Origin of the sequence: Romboutsia hominis, from assembly GCF_900002575.1 — a bacterium.
Classification (GTDB): domain Bacteria; phylum Bacillota; class Clostridia; order Peptostreptococcales; family Peptostreptococcaceae; genus Romboutsia_C; species Romboutsia_C hominis.
In genome coordinates this window covers 1,079,854-1,098,118 of sequence record NZ_LN650648.1, presented here as the reverse complement: position 1 = coordinate 1,098,118, position 18,265 = coordinate 1,079,854, and the positions used below count along the sequence as shown (strand labels likewise).

Genomic DNA, 18,265 nt, shown 5'->3' with positions numbered 1-18,265 from the left:
GGAACGATTCGTTCCTCCTTATCTTTTGTTTTTAATATGTATGTAAAATAAAGTGTTATATCATGATACATATGTTTAAAGATGATTAATTTTTATTTTTTTCTTTTTTTAACGTTTCTTATAACTCCAACACCAACTATTGTACCTGCTCCTAAAACGCCAGCTCCCATGATGCTCTCTTTTTCTTGTTGCTTTTTCCCCTTGTTATATTCTTTTTCTAATATTTCTTTTATTGGTTCATACTCTTTATTGAAGTTTAAATCTTTTCCTTCGTATCCCATATCAAAACATTCTTTCATGATTAAATTTCTTTCATCAATACCTCTTTGGTGTCCTTTTTTATAACTTTCTAAGTATAAAGAGTCTACTTCATTATTATATTTATCTAAAATACCATCATTATATCCTTTTTTCTCATACTCTTCATTTTTTATTCTATCATACTCTTTTGTATAAGCTTCATTGTACACATCTACATAAATACTGTCTATATCTTTGCTAAAATCTCTAATTTCTATGTTGTTTTTGCAATCATTTATTGCAAGTTCTTCATATTCTTTAATTTTTTTATTTTTGTATTCTTCATTTCCTTGATCAAATCCATCTTTATATGAGTTTGTTAAAACCTCTTGATCATATATATTATTGTACTTATTTATAATACCATCATTATATCCATTTTCTTTTGCTTCTAATTTTTTAGTCTCTATTTTTTCTCTACCTTTATTAAAAGCACTATTATATGCTTCTCTATACTCTTGTGAATATTCCCCACTATAATTATATCCATCATTTTCTTTCATATAATATCCAGCATTATATCCTTCTTCTGCTCCCTTTTTCACTATACTTTCTTTTGTTATTTGTGGTTTTGTTCTTGGTGTTTGTGGTTTTGGTGTTGGAGCACTACTTTCTCCCCCACCTTTATATGGACATCCATTAGTATGTAAATGTGCTGGATGACCTCCACAATGATAATGATATGGACCTAAGCCTGATTTGTTCTTATTGTCTCTATGTCCTCCAGAAGAATCTGTTCTTCCTTGATGTGCATCAACTGCAAATGGTTGACTAAACAAAATTGCTATTGTTGTAAATATTATAAGTCTTTTTTTCATTTTGCGATAAACCTTTCTTAATTTTTTCCTTTTTTGCCCCAATTATTTTAACATTTTCTGGAATTAATTGGAATTAAATTGAAAGTTTTTTCAAAATATTTTTTCGACATTTTATGACATTTTTCCCATGTAAGAAATTTTATTATCAATTTGTATACGTGAAAATGGAGTAGATTTTTCTACTCCATTTTTGGCATTATATTTGTATTTTATATAGGGGAACAATTTATTCCTCATAGTTTTTACAATTATGTTAGTTCTCCAACTAAAGTATTGTGTTAATATTTCATCCTATCTGGTATAACACCTCTTACCCCACCTTTTGGACAAGATGTATCACCAATATATCTTGGTATAAGGTGAACGTGAACATGCATAACAGTTTGCCCAGATACTTCACCACAGTTTACACCTACATTGTATCCATTAGGAGAATATTTTTCATCTAATAGTTTTTTACCTTCTTCTACTAAATTAAATATAGCTTCTCTTTCTTCTTTTGTTATATCAAAAAAGTCTTTTACATGCCTTTTAGGGATAAATAGCATATGCCCTTTGTTAACTGGGAATTTATCAAATATAGCATATGCTAATTCATTTTCTAGTATATAATTATCCATTTCACAAAATATACAATTCATAATTTTCTCCTTTTCCCCCTATGTCATATTTCGCGACACAGGGTCTAAGCTATTTATTTTACTTATTTTTAAATCTATTTTTATAATACTCTTTATTTCTAAAGTCTATAGCGTCTTTTATATTTTTAATGAAGCTCTCATTATCTAAGTACTTACCTAACTCTTCATTTAAACAAACATAGTCTCCATCTAAATAGAAAAATTCACTACTACTTTTACATAAAAAATGTACTGGATTTTTTCTAGCTAGGTTTACGTATTGCTTTTGCTCCCAAGTTTCAAACTTAGATGTTGATTTATCTTTTAGCATATCAACCTTATTAGAACCTTTGCTATAAAAATCTTTAAAAGATTTATATAAGCCTTCATCATCTACTTTAAGCTTCATATTACCATTATTATAAAATGCAAGTAATACTGGCAATTTATAAGTCTTACTCATACTAGTATTTTCTATAAATTTTATAAAATCATAAGCAATAGTATCAGTGATAATTTTTTCATCTTCATTTAATTCATTTAATTTTTCTGAAAAGCTTATATAATCTCTAAATGGATTTATCTTAGCTTTTTTCTTTATATTATTGTATAAATCATCATTCATATAAGTAAATAGTTCTAATCTTGAAGGTCTATGTCCTAAATCTCTTTTTATATTATAAAATTCTTCTTTAATCATATCTTCAATCTTTTGACTTTCTTTTCTCATTCTTTCAAATATATCTATAAGCCTAAAATCAAAGTCTATAATACAGTCCTCTGGATAATCATCTTCTTGCAAATATAATTTTGATGATGATTCTTTAGTTTTACTTTCTCCAGTTAATAAATATGGTACTAAATTAGCTTTTTTATAATTTCCTATAAAATCTAAGACATTTAGATATTTCTTATTCTTATCTTTTCTAAGACCTCTACCTAATTGTTGTAAAAATATTGTTGGACTTTCTGTTGGTCTTAAAAACATTACCATATCTATACTTTTTATATCTAATCCCTCATTAAACATATCTACTGAAAATATAACATTAATTTCTTCTTTTCTAAGTCTATCTAATGCAATACTTCTTTCTTCGTTATACTCTCCATCACTTCCACTATATACTGCACATGAAGGTATCCCATTTTCATTAAAATATTTTGCCATAAACTCTGCATGAGATTTACTTGTACAAAATCCTAATGCTCTACTTGATTTATATTTTTTATAATGATTTAATATTAAATTTGCTCTATTATTTATACTTAGAGCTTTTTCCAATTCTTTATCATTATACTTACCATTTTTATACTCAACATCATTGTAATCTATACTATCATCATATATACCATAGTATCTAAATGGAACTAAGAACCCTTTGTCTATGGCAGTTTTTAGTGTAGCTTCATACACTGTGTTATAATCACATACACTAAATACATCTTTATTATCTAGTCTATCTGGTGTAGCCGTAAGCCCTAGCATAAATTTAGGTTCAAAGTAATTTATTATATTTTGATAGTTTTTAGATACTGCATGATGAAATTCATCTATCACTATATAATCAAAATAGTCTTTTGAAAAATATTTTTTATTTAAATATTCTTTTTTTCCTAAACTTTGAACAGATGCAAATATTATATCTTTATCATTATCCTTAATAGAATTCATAAAAAATCCCATATTATATCCATCTTCATTATATGTATTAGAAGGTAAGCTATTTTCAATATTATCTGCTACTTTATCATAAACTTCAGTATCATTTATACACTTATCAGTTCTTACATTTTTAAAGCTATCATAGGCTTGTTTTAGTATTTCTTCTCTATGTGCCACAAATAATACTCTATTAAACTCTCTACTATCAAATGCTGCTAGATATGTTTTACCTATACCAGTAGCTGCTACTACCAATCCCTTGTCATTTCCATCTAATCTAGTCTTTTTTAACTCATATAATGCTTCTATCTGAGCTCCTCTTGGTTCAAATATAGATGTTACTTTATTATTCTCTTCATATACATAATTTATATCTTCTTTATCATTATTTATACTGGCATATATTTTAGGCTTTTTCCAAGTTTTCGAGTATTTTTCTAGTTCTATATCATTTACTATTATTGATTCATTGTGGAATAAATCTTCAAATACATCTTTGAAATATTTAAAATCATCATGATTGGCTTTTTTATCTATTCTATAGTTCCATTCTATACCACTTGTTAATGCACTTCTTGAAAGATTAGAAGACCCTATAAATATTTCTCCTTCGTTTTCTTTTTCAAATATGTATGCTTTTGCATGAAAGCTTCTTTTTGTATCATTATAAAATCTTAAATCAACATTATCCCCTAGTATGTCTTTTATAAGGTATAATGCTGATGGTTGTGTTATGTTTAGATAGTTTCCTGTTAGTATTCTTATTGGTATATTTTTATTTTTTATTGTTTCTAGGTCTTTTTGTATTAATTTAACTCCGCTTTCCATCAAAAATGATACTATTATATCTATTGATGAAGCTGTATGGATGCTTTGCTGTATCCGTTTATATAAATGATCATTATGACCTGTTATACAATTTATATTTAAATTCATTGCTTTAACCTTTCCATTGTATTTTTGCTTATTATTTCCAATTTGTATAACTATATTTTATCATGTTTTGACAAGTGTTTTAGTTCATTTTATAATTTAGTTATTATCTTATTTGGAGGTATTTTATGAAAGTTTATGATAAATTAGTTAGGGATAGGATTCCTGAAATTATAGAGGCTAGTGGGAATAAGTGTGAAATTGAGAGGGTTTCTGATGAGGTCGCTCTTGAGTATCTTTATAAGAAGCTTGGTGAAGAGGTTAATGAACTTTTAGAGGATAAGAACTTAGATGAAATTGCTGATGTTATGGAAGTACTTTTTGCGATTGGTAAGAAGTATGGTTATAGTGAGGATGATGTTTTGAGTAGAAGAAATGAGAAAAGGAATTCTCGTGGCGGATTTGATGATAATTTAGTTTTGAAGAAAACATACTAATTATATAAATAAGAATGATATCTCACATTACTTGATTTTTATGAAATTATATAAATCATGTATTGAATTTAAGTTTTGGAGAAGCATTTATAAATCTATAAAAATAATTTAAAAAAGGCTTTGTTTATAATTAACAAAGCCTTTTACTTTAATCACTGATCAAAACAATCGCACATATTATTTGTTTTGGTATTTTATATAAACTTGTGAAATTGTCTTCATTTGTTATTTTATCTCAAAATACCATCTACTTCTCATATAATTTTTCGACTTTACTCCAATCAATTACATGCCATATATTTTCAACATACTCAGCTCTACGATTTTGATAGTTTAAATAATAAGCATGTTCCCAAACATCTATTGTAAGTATAGGTGTTAACCCTTCTTCAAGAGTTGTATCTTGATTAGATGTAGCTTTTACATATAAATTTTTATTTTCATCCATAAGTAAAGATGCATAACCTGAACCAAACTTAGATATAGCAATCTTGTTTAACTCACTCTTTAAGTTCTCAACACTACCGAAAGTATCATTTATCTTATTTAGTAAATCTCCTTTTGGTGTTTCGCAAGGGTTTGGAGATAAATTTGCAAAATATAAATTATGATTGTAAACTCCACCACCTTGGTTTATTACAGACTGTCTAATTTCTTCTGGTAAACTAGATACATTTTTTAATATATCTTCTAATGTTTTTCCTTTAGTAAATTCTTCATAGCCTTTTAATATATTATTTAGATTATTAACATAAGTTTGAAGATGCTTTCCATAGTGAATTTCTAAAGTATCCTCGTCTATATACGGTTCTAAATCGCGAAATCCATAAGGTAATACTATTTTATCAAACATTTTAAACACCTCTTATTTTTAATGCTCGTACTTATTAAAAAAACATAAGTATCTAATTCCTATTGATTTTTAGTAAATACTTCATTATTATATTTTTATTTCCTTATATTTATACCCAACTAAAATATATTCAATAATATTTTAGTTTGTTTTCTAATTTATTGATTAATTTTTTTATAATACTTTATATCATAACTTAGTATATACATATGCTACTTTAGTCCAACGTTTCTTAATAATACACTCTAGACAAAAGGTTATGATATTATAAAAAAGGAAAATATTTAAAAAAATATCCTAATTATAGTTAATATTGGTCCTTATAATAGTATTCAACTTAATAGAAATTAATATATTATACAAAAATTAAGACTATAATTATTTAGTTATAGTCTTAATTTTTGTATAGGTTTACCAATTTACTCCTATCTAGCTTACCTCTAAATCATATTCACTAGTTCATTTCATAAGATTTCATTATATACTTTTGAAGTTCTTCAAATTGATTTATATGTGTAAATCTTATTTCTAGATTTCCAGTTCTAAGATGTCCAATATTTGTTACATCTCTAGTAAATCTTTCTTTAAGTTCTAATTCATTTATATTAGACAATCTAGGTAGTATAAATCTTCTCTAATAGTTATTGTCTTTTCTTTTATATCAGTAAGACCTAGATTATTACCCATTTCTTCTTTACTTCCAATAACAAAGGTAAAATCTTCAGCAATTTGAGATATTATAAGTTCAGCCAAAATGTAAAATAGGAAATTATTCTGTTTTTGTATCCATAGCCATTTCTGTCACAGTTCTAATTAACTCAGCCTTTTCTCTAATATCTTTAATAGATCTAGGTTTTGCCTTAAAACTCAAAGCTAATCACCTCATTTTAAAAGCTAATCACCTCATTTTATTTGAATAAAATTTGTTTCAGATTGTTTTTTTCCTTTTCATCCATATTATCTACTTTTCTTGCTAGCATTAATATTAAGTCTTTTTCTTCTTTTTCAAAGTTTTCAACATTTATTTTAAATACTTTCTTAGAGTAAATAATTGCTTTTTTCAAATCTTCTCTTTCTTGTAGGTTCAGATGATAAGCTCTTACTATTTCTTCTTCCCATTTTTCTGGTATATTTCTCTTTCCTATTTCTACTGCTGATAGATATGAGACCGTTACATCTAGTTTTGTAGCCATATCTTTAAGTAACTCTCCATTATCTATTCTCAACTTCCTTGAGAATCTACCAAATTCAGTGAGTTTCATCGCTTCATCCTCCTTATATTTCTATATAATCATAAATACGTAATTCATTCAACATTTTTTGTTGAATAATTTAACATTTCTTTATTAATATGTATTTATTTAAATATTAAAAAGGCAGATTTCTCTGCCTTAATTCTTACCCCAATATTCAAATAAACCTGCATTTATAGCTAATGAACACTCTTCATAACTCATATCATAAGTTATGTCAACATATTCTTTTAAGAATTCCGCTATCGGTTTGATATAAAAATTATAATTATCAATGTTTATATCATAATGATTATAATAATTGTAAACCTTAGATAAATTGTAATATAGCTCTTTTGGATACCTTAAATGTATAATTGAATGACTTTCAAGCTCCGTAAAAATCATGGCTTGAATATTATGTTTTAATTCATTAATTACATCCTGTAATTTCTCTAAATACCTAAGAATAACAGGATTATTACTAGCTATAATCCTGTCAGAATTAAAAAAACCAATAAGCTTATTTATTATCTCACTATAATAATCATCTGTTTTCCTAATATCTAGCTCTGATTTTAATATATTAAGCTGAACTCTTATATCATCAGAAGACTTTATTTTTACTTTTCTCATTTTAATGTAATGCCTATTAATATCCTCATTTAGCTTATCTTTTAAAACCTTTAAATATTCATATCTAATATTTAAAAACTCATCTAATTGACTAAACTTAAAACCTATTCTTAAATCTAAAGCTTCTTCACCTGTATCCGCAGTCCAAAGTGTGCTAACAAAATCATAATCCCCAAAGAGGTCTTCATTTGGCCAGTTAGCGAAATATTTAGCCGTTGGATTTGAAGGGTCTTTAATATTAACAGGATGCGCACCAAATATAGCTCTTAAATGTTTAAAGTACTCATTGTCATTTAGTTCTAATTGTTTTTCAAACACTCTAATATCATCCTTAAAGGGTACTCCTTTAGGAGAAACTATAACTCTATGTAACTGTTTAATAGATTCCCAAATAAGGTCAATTGCTGATATATATGAATAAACTTGCATACACTTTATATTAATATTTTTTTCATCATATTGGATGCAAGATATATTATCTAGTGCTACTTCTATCCAATTCATACTTGCACATATACAGTTCCACTGGTTTCTGCCATTTTTGTTAGCGTATACATAAATTATATAATCTAAATTATTATTAACGAATTCTCTAAATTCATTTATTATTGAGTTCATTTATCTACCCCACTTTATATAAACATCTGTTGCAATAATCCTTTTTTATATTCATTTAAAGAGTCTAGCTTCGCTTGCTCTTTTGCTACCTTTTCATCTATTTGACATAAGAACTTCCCTATCTTGACCTGCTCCTCATAAGAAGGTATCCAATGATAAGTTTCAAAGAAATCACTAACACTTATGTTTAATAAACCATGATTTCTAGCGCCTTCTACTGCTATCATAGATATTTCTTTATACCAGCAAGATGTTTCAAAATATTGTAGTAAAAAATCAGAGTCTATATTTTCTAATGGCGCAAAACATATATATAAACTTGATAAAACACCTTTATCATAATTATCTAGCCTTTTTATCGCTCCAAATGGATATCCTGTTGAATAACTTTTATTGTATGCAAATTCACCTTTTTCTAATAAGTAATATCCTTCTAAATTTGAACTTGCAACTGTTTTATTAAAAAATGTTATTTGGTCTACTAATCCATATTGAGCTGATATAGTTAATGGTAATGTTGATTGAATGCCTTTATTTTTTCTTGTAACTCTCTCAACAAAACTGTTTAGTTTTTTATGATTCCACTTAGGGTAATCTCTACCATCATCATCCTTAAACCTTAACTCTCTGCTAAAAATCTTTTGCATAATACCCTTCTTATAATCTTTAAGAGCCTCCACCTTCTCATCTTGAAGAGAAATCTTATCATCAATTAAAGAAAAGAATGTTGCTATTTTCTCTTGTTCCTTTAACTCAGGTTTTATGATATTAAACTCTTTCATTTCCGATGCAAGTATATGTTTTATTGTATTACCTGTTATTAACTTATATATCCTCTTTTGTCCTATATCTGAGTTTATATAATATGAGCAATAAGTTGAATTTATATTTTTTGTAGGTGTCATTACAATCAATGCATGACAGTTCGCATTTTCAAATTCTTCTGTTACAACAGCACATTCACCTGCATGACCTGATTGAACCATTAAAATATCATCTTTTTTTAATATGGATTTTTTATTCTTATTATGAAACTCATCATTTATATAAACTATTTTTCTTTTATCTATTTTATTTTTTCTTATATTGTTACTTTGTAAGTATGGAACCCCTTCATCTACATAATAAGGGGTTGCTGTTCCTACAAAACCATTTCTTACTTGAGAAAAAACTTTACCGACTTTAACACGCTCCCAATCTCCACTAAACTCCTTAAATCTAAGCTTCGGTGTCTTATTCATATCATCCACCTCCCCTTATAATCCAAGCTCTTTTAAATAAACTGCTAACTCATCATCAATACTAGCTATTTCTTTATCAATATTAGCAATTCTCTCACTAACAGCTACTAAATCTATTGGCTCTTCTTCTTCAAAAGTATCAACATATCTTGGTATATTTAAATTATAGTCATTCTCTTTTATCTCATTCATAGAAGCCACGTAACTGTATTTATCAATAGTTTCTCTCTCAACATAAGTATCAACTATCTTTTCAACCTGAGCATCAGTTAAATTATTTTGATTCTTTCCTTTTTCAAATTCATTAGAAGCATCTATAAATAAAATGTTATCTCCATTTTCTCTACACTTCTTAAATACTAAAATAACTGTAGGTATACTTGTACCATAGAATATATTAGCTGGAAGCCCTATGACAGCATCTAATACGTTTCTTTCCTCTATTAGATACTTTCTTATCACTCCTTCTGCTGCACCTCTGAAAAGTACACCATGAGGAAGTACAACTGCCATTGTTCCTTTATCATCTAAATGATGAATCATATGTTGAACAAATGCAAAGTCTGCTTTTGACTTTGGAGCTAATTTACCATAAGCAGTAAATCTTTCATCATCTAAAAATTTAGGGTCTGCACTCCATTTAGCCGAGTATGGAGGGTTTGCAACTATAGCTTCAAACTTCATCCCTTCATGCTCTGGATGCTCTAATGTATCATCATTCTTTATATCAAAGTTTGTATATTCTATATCATGAAGTAACATATTCATACGAGCTAGGTTGTAAGTTGTTGATGTAAGCTCTTGTCCGTAGAACTTTCTAACTTTTGCTTCTTTTGCTACACGAAGTAGAAGGGAACCTGAACCACAAGTTGGGTCATAAACATCCTTTAAGTCAGTCTTTCCAACTGTTACAATCTTTGCTAGTATCTTTGAAACTTGTTGTGGAGTATAGAACTCTCCAGCCTTTTTTCCTGCATTTGCAGCAAATTGAGATATTAAATATTCATAAGCATCTCCAAGTACATCTATTTCAGAATCTTCATGTGCAAAATCTATTTCAGCAATGTTTGCCATTACTTTAGCTATAAGTTTTGAACGGCTTTTTACATCTCTTCCTAGCTTTGTAGAACCTAAATCCATATCATCAAATAAATGGTCAAAGTCTTCTTGGCTATCTGCTCCTAATGTAGATTCTGTTATATCATTTATTGCTCCTTGAAGCATTTCTATATCAAATCTTCCATCTTCTATTGCTTGAAGTAATGTAGAGAATAAGAATTCTGGCTCTATGAAGTATCCTAATTGTTCTAATAACTCTTCTTGTAATGCTTCTCTATATTCTTCATCTGCCCAGGCATCACGATAGCTTATATCATCTTCTGATAATAAGTCCTTAGCTCTATTTTCAACTTTTTCACTAAGGTATCTATAGAATATTAACCCAAGGATATAATTTTTAAATTCATTGGCTTCCATATTTCCTCTTAAATCATTTGCTATAGCCCATAATCTTGTGTGTAATTCTCTTTGTTGTTCTTGTTGTTTTTCACTTACTTGCATGGCATTGCCTCCTTTAATTTATTAATCATTGATTGTTTATATAAATCTTTTTCTAAAATATTTTTTTCATATAATGCTTTTTCTTTTCTTCTTCTTAGTTCATAAATTTTACCTAACTTTCTTTGTGTTTTAATGGTAGGTAACTCTATCTCTAACTCTCTAAGCATCTGAACTGATAAAGCCATTATTCCCATAGATCCTTGTGTTGCTACTTGTAGCTGCCTTTTTATATTTGGATGCTCATTAAAATACCAAGTAAAATAATTGGAGTCTATTTTAGATTCATCCAAGTACATATAAGCAAAATTTGAAGGTATTATTTTTCCTTCATGATGCTTTTCTATTACATAAGCTTTATGCACTGTAAGACCTACTATCACCATGTTTTCTCTTGATAATAATTTTTTATCAAAAGTTTCTTGACTCACTGATATAGTTTTACCTTCTGATTTTAAATCATAGCTTCCCATTTCTATATTTAGATCTTGTATCGTAAATAAAGGTATTTCTTCTTGTAGTTCATCTGGTTTAGCTGTAATTCTAGATGTGGTTAATCCATGATTTACTTTTCCTAACTTTTCTAACTTCGATGTAGCACCTCCTTTATTCTTTGCTATTTTCATAAATAGCAATTTTATGTTTTCTAATTTAAGAATAATAAAAATAACAACTTTATGCGAATTTTCTAACGTGATCAAATATAAAGTTTTTAACCTGATTTACCATCTTTCTTCTAAGTGTAAACTTAGGTTTTAACTCAGTTTTTATCTCTTCACTTATTTCTTGTCTATTTATTATTCCAGAATACTCATACTCCGAAATATAATCTTTTATCTTATATCTATCTAAGCCTATTTCATTTGCAAAGCTATCTACTTCTTCTTCTCTTTTTACTTCTTCAAATTCTTCATAAGCAGTATCTATATCTGCATCAGTTCCAAGCTCTGGTACTACTTTATTTAAAAATTCTTTTAGTAAATCAACTTTAAGTCTTAACTCTTCATTATCTGCTCTATCAAGTTCTGTTATTACATTTTTAATATCACGAGCCTTTTTCTCTTGGTCAGATAGATCTATCTCTCTTATTAAATTCATGATATAGCTTACATTGATTTTATCACTATGCATAAGCTCTATTCCAAAGTCTATATCTGCCAGTATTGAAGTCTTTTCATCTTCTTGTCTTTTTACACTTTCATATATTGTAAAGTACTTACTTTTATAGTCTTGGTAGCTTTGTTCATCCATTCCTAGTTTTTCTTCTTCAAATTCAAACTCTGTAAATGTATTTAGCTTTGTTAGGACCTTTGTTAAGTCTCTAAATGCTAATATAAATTTCTTTTTATTTTCTTCACTTTGAAGACTATCTACGTCACCTGGTTCTGGTGTTAAATCTTTTAATTTTTTAAACTCTGCATGCCATAAATCCAAGTAATGCTCATAACTTTCCATTAATACAACATCAGTATTATCAGTTTGTGAGAATAAACATAGTGCTTCATCAGTTCTTTTCTTTAATTTTCTATAGCAAACTATATTTCCATAAGGTTTAGTAGACTTTTCAACTCTATTAGTTCTTGAATATGCCTGTACTAAGTCATGGTACTTTAAGTTTTTATCGACATATAAAGTATTTAATGTTTTACTGTCAAACCCAGTTAAGAACATATTTACAACTATTAGTATATCTATTTTCGCATTTTTTACTTTTTTAGATACATCTGAGAAATAACTTTGGAATGTATCTGTTGAGTAATTGCAGTCAAACATTTTATTGTAGTCTGTAATCATTCTTTCAAGTGAGTCTCTAGAGTGTTCATCTTTTCCTTCACTTTCTTCATTAGCTCCAAAGCTAAATATTCCAGCTATTTTTAAGTCATGGTTTATAGCTTTAAATGCATCATAGTATTTTACAAGCATATCTATACTTTGAACCGTAAATATTGCTGTATATTGCTTATTTTTAGTCTTAGCATTATGAATATCTAAAATGTGATTTGCAACTAAGTTTATTCTTTCATCACACATAAATACTTCTTCTTTATCTATTGCTTTTACTTTCTCATCATCTTCTTCATCAAATCCACCATCAAATGTTTTTATGTATTCAACTGAGAATCCAAGTACGTTTCCATCACTTATAGCATCTTTTATTAAATATGTATGTAAGCATTTTTCAAATAAATCTGCTGTAACTCTACCTTCTTGACTTCTATTTTCAAAGAATCTTGGTGTACCAGTAAATCCAAAGTATTGAGCATTTATAAAGTGTTTATTTATTGCCTTATGCATGTCTCCAAATTGAGATCTATGGCACTCATCTATTATAAATACTACCTTCTCTTCTCTATATTGGTTCATTATTTTAGCATATTTATCATTTTTTATAGCATTAGCCATCTTTTGTATTGTTGTAACTATAAGTGGTTTATTTATATCTTTTATTTGCTTAACTAAAGTATCTGTTCTATCAGTTGTATCAACACTATCAGGCTCAAATTTATTGAACTCTGCTATTGTTTGAGAGTCTAGATCTTTTCTATCAACTAAGAAAAATACTTTTTTAATATTAGGCTCTTTTGATAGTATTTGACTAGCTTTGAAAGATGTTAAAGTCTTTCCAGAACCTGTTGTATGCCATATGAATCCATTGTTATTAGTTTCAAAAGCACGAGTTACAAGTGCTTCTACTGCATATATTTGATATGGTCTCATAACCATTAGTAGTTTATCAGTTTCATTAGTTATCATGTATCTTGCTATAACCTTTGATACAAAACATTTATCTAAGAAAGTTTCTGTAAATTCTTTTAGATTACTAATTCTTTTATTATTTGCATCACTCCAGAAGAATGTATGACTAAATAAGATTTCTTTATCGCTATTTGCAAAGTATTTTGTGTCTACTCCATTACTTACTACAAATATTTGAATATATCTATATAACCCTTGGTATGAGTGCTTTTTATATCTATTTATTTGATTGAAAGCCTCTTTTAAATCAAGACCTCTACGTTTTAATTCTATTTGAACAAGTGGTAGTCCATTTATAAGTAATGTAACATCATAACGGTTTGTATACTTTCCAACTACTGTTGTTTGATTAGTTACTTGGAATCTGTTTTTACACCAATTTTGAGTGTCAAAGAATTCTATATATACTTCGCTACCATCTTCTCTTTCTAGTATAAACTTATCTCTTAGTATCATTGCACTTTGGAATACACTTTTTCCTTCTACATGACGAAGTATTCTTTCAAACTCTTTATCTGTAAATTGCTCATCATTTAGTTTTGATTTATTGTGTTCGTATAATTCTTTTCTAAAGTTATTTATAAGTTCTTCCTCATCAGATATTTTAACTTGATTGAATCCTTGGCTTACAAGTTGTTTGATTAGATTTGATTCTAATTCTGCTTCACTTTGGTGTGCCATTATTGTTTCTCCCCCTCAATACTAAATTTATATATATTTCCATTTTTTATAATTACTAGTATTTTTATCTACTAAGAATTATAACATTTTTTTAAATCTTTTTAAATTTTATATTTATTTGCTTTTATTTACAAAGCTTAATATACTTATTTAACTTAATCTTATAATTCTTTATTTTATAATTATTAGACTTATACATAAAAACACCCTTACATAGGGGTATTTTTACTAATTCCACTTATTAAATTATACTAAAGCTAATTTTTTTCATATATATTTTTAATTGTTGCTATCAACTTTTTTCATCTAAATTATAACATTAAAATATTTATACTTTGATTTTATTTAGTTTTCTAAATTTTATTACTATTCTATTTATGATTTTATTTTCAAAATTTAAGGCTACAAATCATCTTATTAAATACTTACAACTTAATAATAAAAATAGGAGGAACGATTCGTTCCTCCTATTTTTATTTATTTCTAAATTGTGTATCAACTTTTATATTATCAAACTAATTCTAAATATTATTGATAGGATTTTATATCTTCTCTTTCCCAATCAATATTAAAATCATCAGTTGATGTTATTAAACCTTTATAGTCATCACTTTCACTCAATAAACCATAATATCTATCAAAAAAATATTCATCTACACAAGATTTACCAAGGCTAATATGGGTTATAAAAATCTTACTATACTATCTTCATTTTAATCCTTTAACTTTTATAGCTCCACTTTATAATTAATCATTCTATATATTTGATTATATACAAACTGTGCTCTTTCCTTTTTTCTAGAATCTAGTTTAACTATTTTAAACCTTCCTGGTCCTTCTTGTTTTACTTGATCTATAAAAACATCAAATACTTCACTTAAAAAAGCTTCTGCATTAAACTGAAATCTAACTATTTTAACTATATCTCTACCACACTCATTATTCATAAGTTCTTCTATAAACTTTAATTCTTCTTTAGTCACCTTTTTATATCTATCTTCTATTATTATAAGTACTCCATGCTCCTTATCATATGTACATTTTTTAACGTTACAAAGTTTTATATCTAATTGATTTTTATAATAATTAAAAAGTTGTTTGAAATAATTATCACTACTTTTTATAAGTTGTAATTTTACTTTATCTCCAGTATTAACTACACCACATACATAACATGGAGCTACTTCATTATGTTTATACAGTTTATTTTTTTCAGTTGCAGTATATCTTTTTAGCACACCTACTACATTTTCTTCTATTTCAAACTCTATTTCATCTTTGTATATAGCTTTAACTTTGCCTTCTACAATGCTCCATTTTTTACTATCATATTTTTGTTCTAAGTTAATAAGATCTTTTCTCATTCCTGGACTAACTTTAGTTATTGCTAGCTCTGATTTTGACGTATCATTTCCTTTTTCTTCTATTTCTTTTATTAAATCATTTGCTACTACTTTACTTTTACTACCATCATCTTGACTCACTTTTATATCTATCTTTTTACAAGATGTAAGTAATTTTATTGTTTCTTCTTTTTCTTTTACATTCTGCATGTCTTCTTTTGAGCATACTATTTTACACATGCTAAGTATGTCATACTTCTTAGTGCTTTTTATATTAGCCTTTGTAATATTTTTTATAAGTTTTGTTATGTCGCTATTATAGATATATATTTCAACAGTTCCTACATCTAATTTAGCCTCAACTTTTTCTTTTAACTCTCTTATTTTACTTTCTAATATATTCTCTAAAGTTGTTATCAAAACTGCATACTCATTTTTATTTTTAATTTTTTTAACTGCTTTAAATGTTATACTTTTTAAATTCATTTCATTTCTAACATCTTTTAAACATCCCTTAACAAAGTCTACATCATCTCTACTTAGTATAGATCTTACGCTTTGGTCTTCTTTTTTCGTTATATTTTCTATTACTCCTTCTATATAGTCTCCTACTTTATATTTTGTAAGAACACTTTTATCAAAGTATTTAATTACTATTTCTGCCTTATATCCTATATCTATTTGTATCTCTTCATTGGACATTTTTATTATTTTACCACCAAGTAAGTTTCCTTTTTGAGATAGTAATTTAGCATATATTTCTTTATCATTAGCTATTTCTACATTTTTTGTCTCATTATCTGATTCACGTTCTCTTTTATTATCTAATTTTTTAATTAGGTTATTTTCTTCTTTAGTATCTTTATTTAGATTAATATTTTTATTTACAGAATTTACTTTTATATCTATTTCATATTCAAATATATTTTTTATATTATTTCCTTGTTTATCTAGTAAGTTACTTATTCTGTTTTCTTCATCAGGATTTATTGTTACTACACATTTTTTAAGTGATTTATATGTACATATGTTGCTTTCTTTTATATCTAGCATATTACATAGGAATATTTCAGGATTTTTATCATATATAAATATTCTTATATCTTCTTTTCCTAAGTATTTTTTCATATCTTCTTGTATATGTTTAATCATTTTAGTGTCAGTATCTTTTTCAAGCAATACTATAACTATACAAGTTGCTATACCTTTTATTCTTTCATATTTTTGTATACTACATTTACTTAAATCATATTTTTCTCTTAACTTATTAAATAAAAGTCTAGGCATATTATCAGAATCATTAGATACTTCTATTTCTATTTTTTCATTATTTATTTGTACATTATTTATATGAACAAATAATTTATCTCCTACTTGATATATGCTTTGTTTTTGTTTCTTCATTAATATTGATAAGTTATCTTTATCACTATTATTAATTTCTTCAAGCTCTAATGTGTCATTTTTTATATTTATAATATTACACTCTATTAATTTCCCTTTTTTCCATATATACTTTTCGTATAATTCATTTATATCAACTTTTTCTTTAATTTCTTGATAAGCTACTTCTCTTATTATATCTACAATATTTTCTTTTTTAGTGTCTATAAGTTCTTTTTGAACTTGATTTTGTTCTATTTGCCCATTTATAGTTTCATAGTACTTTTTTATTACTAATTGTCCTATTTCTTCATAGTTATTTCCTAATTCTTTTTTACAACTATTTATACTTCCTATTAATTTTATAAAATCATCTACATTATCTAAAACTATCTCTAGCTCTAGTAGTTCCTCACTAAAATATATTTTATGATTGTTTATCACTTCGTCTACTATATCAAGTTCTTCTAGCCACTGTGGTATATCTTTTATTATATTTAAAAACTCTAGATACTCATTTAGTGTATATATTTCATTAATATTTGAGTAATGTATTATGCTTTTTAATATTTCACTATCTCTTTTGTATTCCTCGAAGGTTAATCCAATTTGTTCTAAATCTTCTAGTAAAATATCATTTTCTAAAAATATAAGTTCACTATCTCTATAGTTTACAATCTTATCTTTAAATTCATCTATTATTATCAGCTTATCAGCTAGTGTTTCATTATCTATTTTTGTGTCTTGCAGAGGGTTAACTTCAACTATTTTCTCAACTTCTACATCTACTGTTTTTATTACTTGCACTTCTTTTATTACTTCTACTTCTCTTATTGTTTCTTCGCCTATTTGTTTTTTTCTTACATTCCCAGAAACTACAGTATTGTAACTTATGTCCTTGAAGTATTCTATGTCTTTATTTGTGTATATTGTGTTTACCTTGATATTTCCATAGCATATTATTTCTTCTAGCGCGTTTAAAAAATTACACTCCATATCTCCAAGTACTATAGTTTTTTTCATTACAACTATATCTTGTGTTGTTTTTATACTATCTAGAAATATATACTCATTATCTAATATTATTGTTTCATCTGTATCTATTTTATTTATATAAATCTTTTGATTTTTATTATCTTCTTTTGTTATAGCTTTACTTTTGTTAAACCTCAAATATTATCCCCTCCTTGCTG

General features: G+C 26.7%; 14 protein-coding genes. 1 reads left to right on the top strand and 13 read right to left on the bottom strand.

The features are described from left to right. Positions 1–92 precede the first annotated feature (92 nt). From FRIFI_RS15370 to FRIFI_RS05280, 3 genes are all read right to left on the bottom strand, one after another. Positions 93–1,118 carry a YHYH domain-containing protein gene (locus tag FRIFI_RS15370; protein ID WP_330405589.1) on the bottom strand — a complete coding sequence of 342 codons (1,026 nt, stop codon included), beginning with the start codon at positions 1,116–1,118 and terminating at the stop codon, positions 93–95. 278 nt (positions 1,119–1,396) lie between these two features. After that, positions 1,397–1,759 carry an HIT family protein gene (locus tag FRIFI_RS05285; RefSeq protein WP_166505220.1) on the bottom strand — a complete coding sequence of 121 codons (363 nt, stop codon included), beginning with the start codon at positions 1,757–1,759 and terminating at the stop codon, positions 1,397–1,399. A gap of 58 nt (positions 1,760–1,817) precedes the next feature. Then, on the bottom strand, positions 1,818–4,337 hold the full coding sequence (locus FRIFI_RS05280) for a DEAD/DEAH box helicase family protein (protein ID WP_166505219.1): 2,520 nt from the start codon (positions 4,335–4,337) through the stop codon (positions 1,818–1,820). Between the two features lie 125 nt (positions 4,338–4,462). Between FRIFI_RS05280 and FRIFI_RS05275 the strand changes: the two genes are divergently transcribed. After that, a complete protein-coding gene (locus FRIFI_RS05275; RefSeq protein ID WP_166505218.1) occupies positions 4,463–4,771 on the top strand; it encodes a nucleoside triphosphate pyrophosphohydrolase in 309 nt (102 codons plus the stop codon). Positions 4,772–5,018: 247 nt separating this feature from the next. Here FRIFI_RS05275 and FRIFI_RS05270 read toward each other — a convergent pair whose 3' ends face one another. From FRIFI_RS05270 to FRIFI_RS05225, 10 genes are all read right to left on the bottom strand, one after another. Beyond that, complete coding sequence (locus FRIFI_RS05270) at positions 5,019–5,624, bottom strand: superoxide dismutase (protein ID WP_166505217.1); 606 nt, start codon at positions 5,622–5,624, stop codon at positions 5,019–5,021. Positions 5,625–6,078: 454 nt separating this feature from the next. Further along, positions 6,079–6,237, bottom strand: a complete 159-nt coding sequence (locus tag FRIFI_RS05265; RefSeq protein ID WP_166505216.1) for a hypothetical protein — start codon at positions 6,235–6,237, stop codon at positions 6,079–6,081. After that, positions 6,225–6,377 carry a hypothetical protein gene (locus FRIFI_RS05260; RefSeq protein ID WP_166505215.1) on the bottom strand — a complete coding sequence of 51 codons (153 nt, stop codon included), beginning with the start codon at positions 6,375–6,377 and terminating at the stop codon, positions 6,225–6,227. The genes FRIFI_RS05265 and FRIFI_RS05260 overlap by 13 nt, the downstream gene beginning before the upstream one ends. Before the next feature lie 155 nt (positions 6,378–6,532). After that, entirely contained in the window at positions 6,533–6,886 is a 354-nt protein-coding gene (locus FRIFI_RS05255) for a helix-turn-helix domain-containing protein (protein WP_166505214.1), read from the bottom strand. Between the two features lie 129 nt (positions 6,887–7,015). Next, positions 7,016–8,110: a hypothetical protein gene (locus tag FRIFI_RS05250; RefSeq protein ID WP_166505213.1), complete on the bottom strand. Its 1,095-nt coding sequence runs from the start codon at positions 8,108–8,110 to the stop codon at positions 7,016–7,018. A 14-nt stretch (positions 8,111–8,124) separates the two neighbouring features. Continuing rightward, entirely contained in the window at positions 8,125–9,351 is a 1,227-nt protein-coding gene (locus tag FRIFI_RS05245) for a restriction endonuclease subunit S (RefSeq protein ID WP_166505212.1), read from the bottom strand. A 15-nt stretch (positions 9,352–9,366) separates the two neighbouring features. Then, on the bottom strand, positions 9,367–10,911 hold the full coding sequence (locus FRIFI_RS05240) for a type I restriction-modification system subunit M (RefSeq protein ID WP_166505211.1): 1,545 nt from the start codon (positions 10,909–10,911) through the stop codon (positions 9,367–9,369). After that, positions 10,902–11,534: a restriction endonuclease subunit S domain-containing protein gene (locus FRIFI_RS05235; RefSeq protein WP_166505210.1), complete on the bottom strand. Its 633-nt coding sequence runs from the start codon at positions 11,532–11,534 to the stop codon at positions 10,902–10,904. The genes FRIFI_RS05240 and FRIFI_RS05235 overlap by 10 nt, the downstream gene beginning before the upstream one ends. A 49-nt stretch (positions 11,535–11,583) precedes the next feature. Beyond that, a complete protein-coding gene (locus tag FRIFI_RS05230; protein ID WP_166505209.1) occupies positions 11,584–14,346 on the bottom strand; it encodes a type I restriction endonuclease subunit R in 2,763 nt (920 codons plus the stop codon). A gap of 728 nt (positions 14,347–15,074) precedes the next feature. Next, positions 15,075–18,245, bottom strand: a complete 3,171-nt coding sequence (locus FRIFI_RS05225; RefSeq protein WP_166505208.1) for a hypothetical protein — start codon at positions 18,243–18,245, stop codon at positions 15,075–15,077. Between the last annotated feature and the right edge of the window lie 20 nt (positions 18,246–18,265).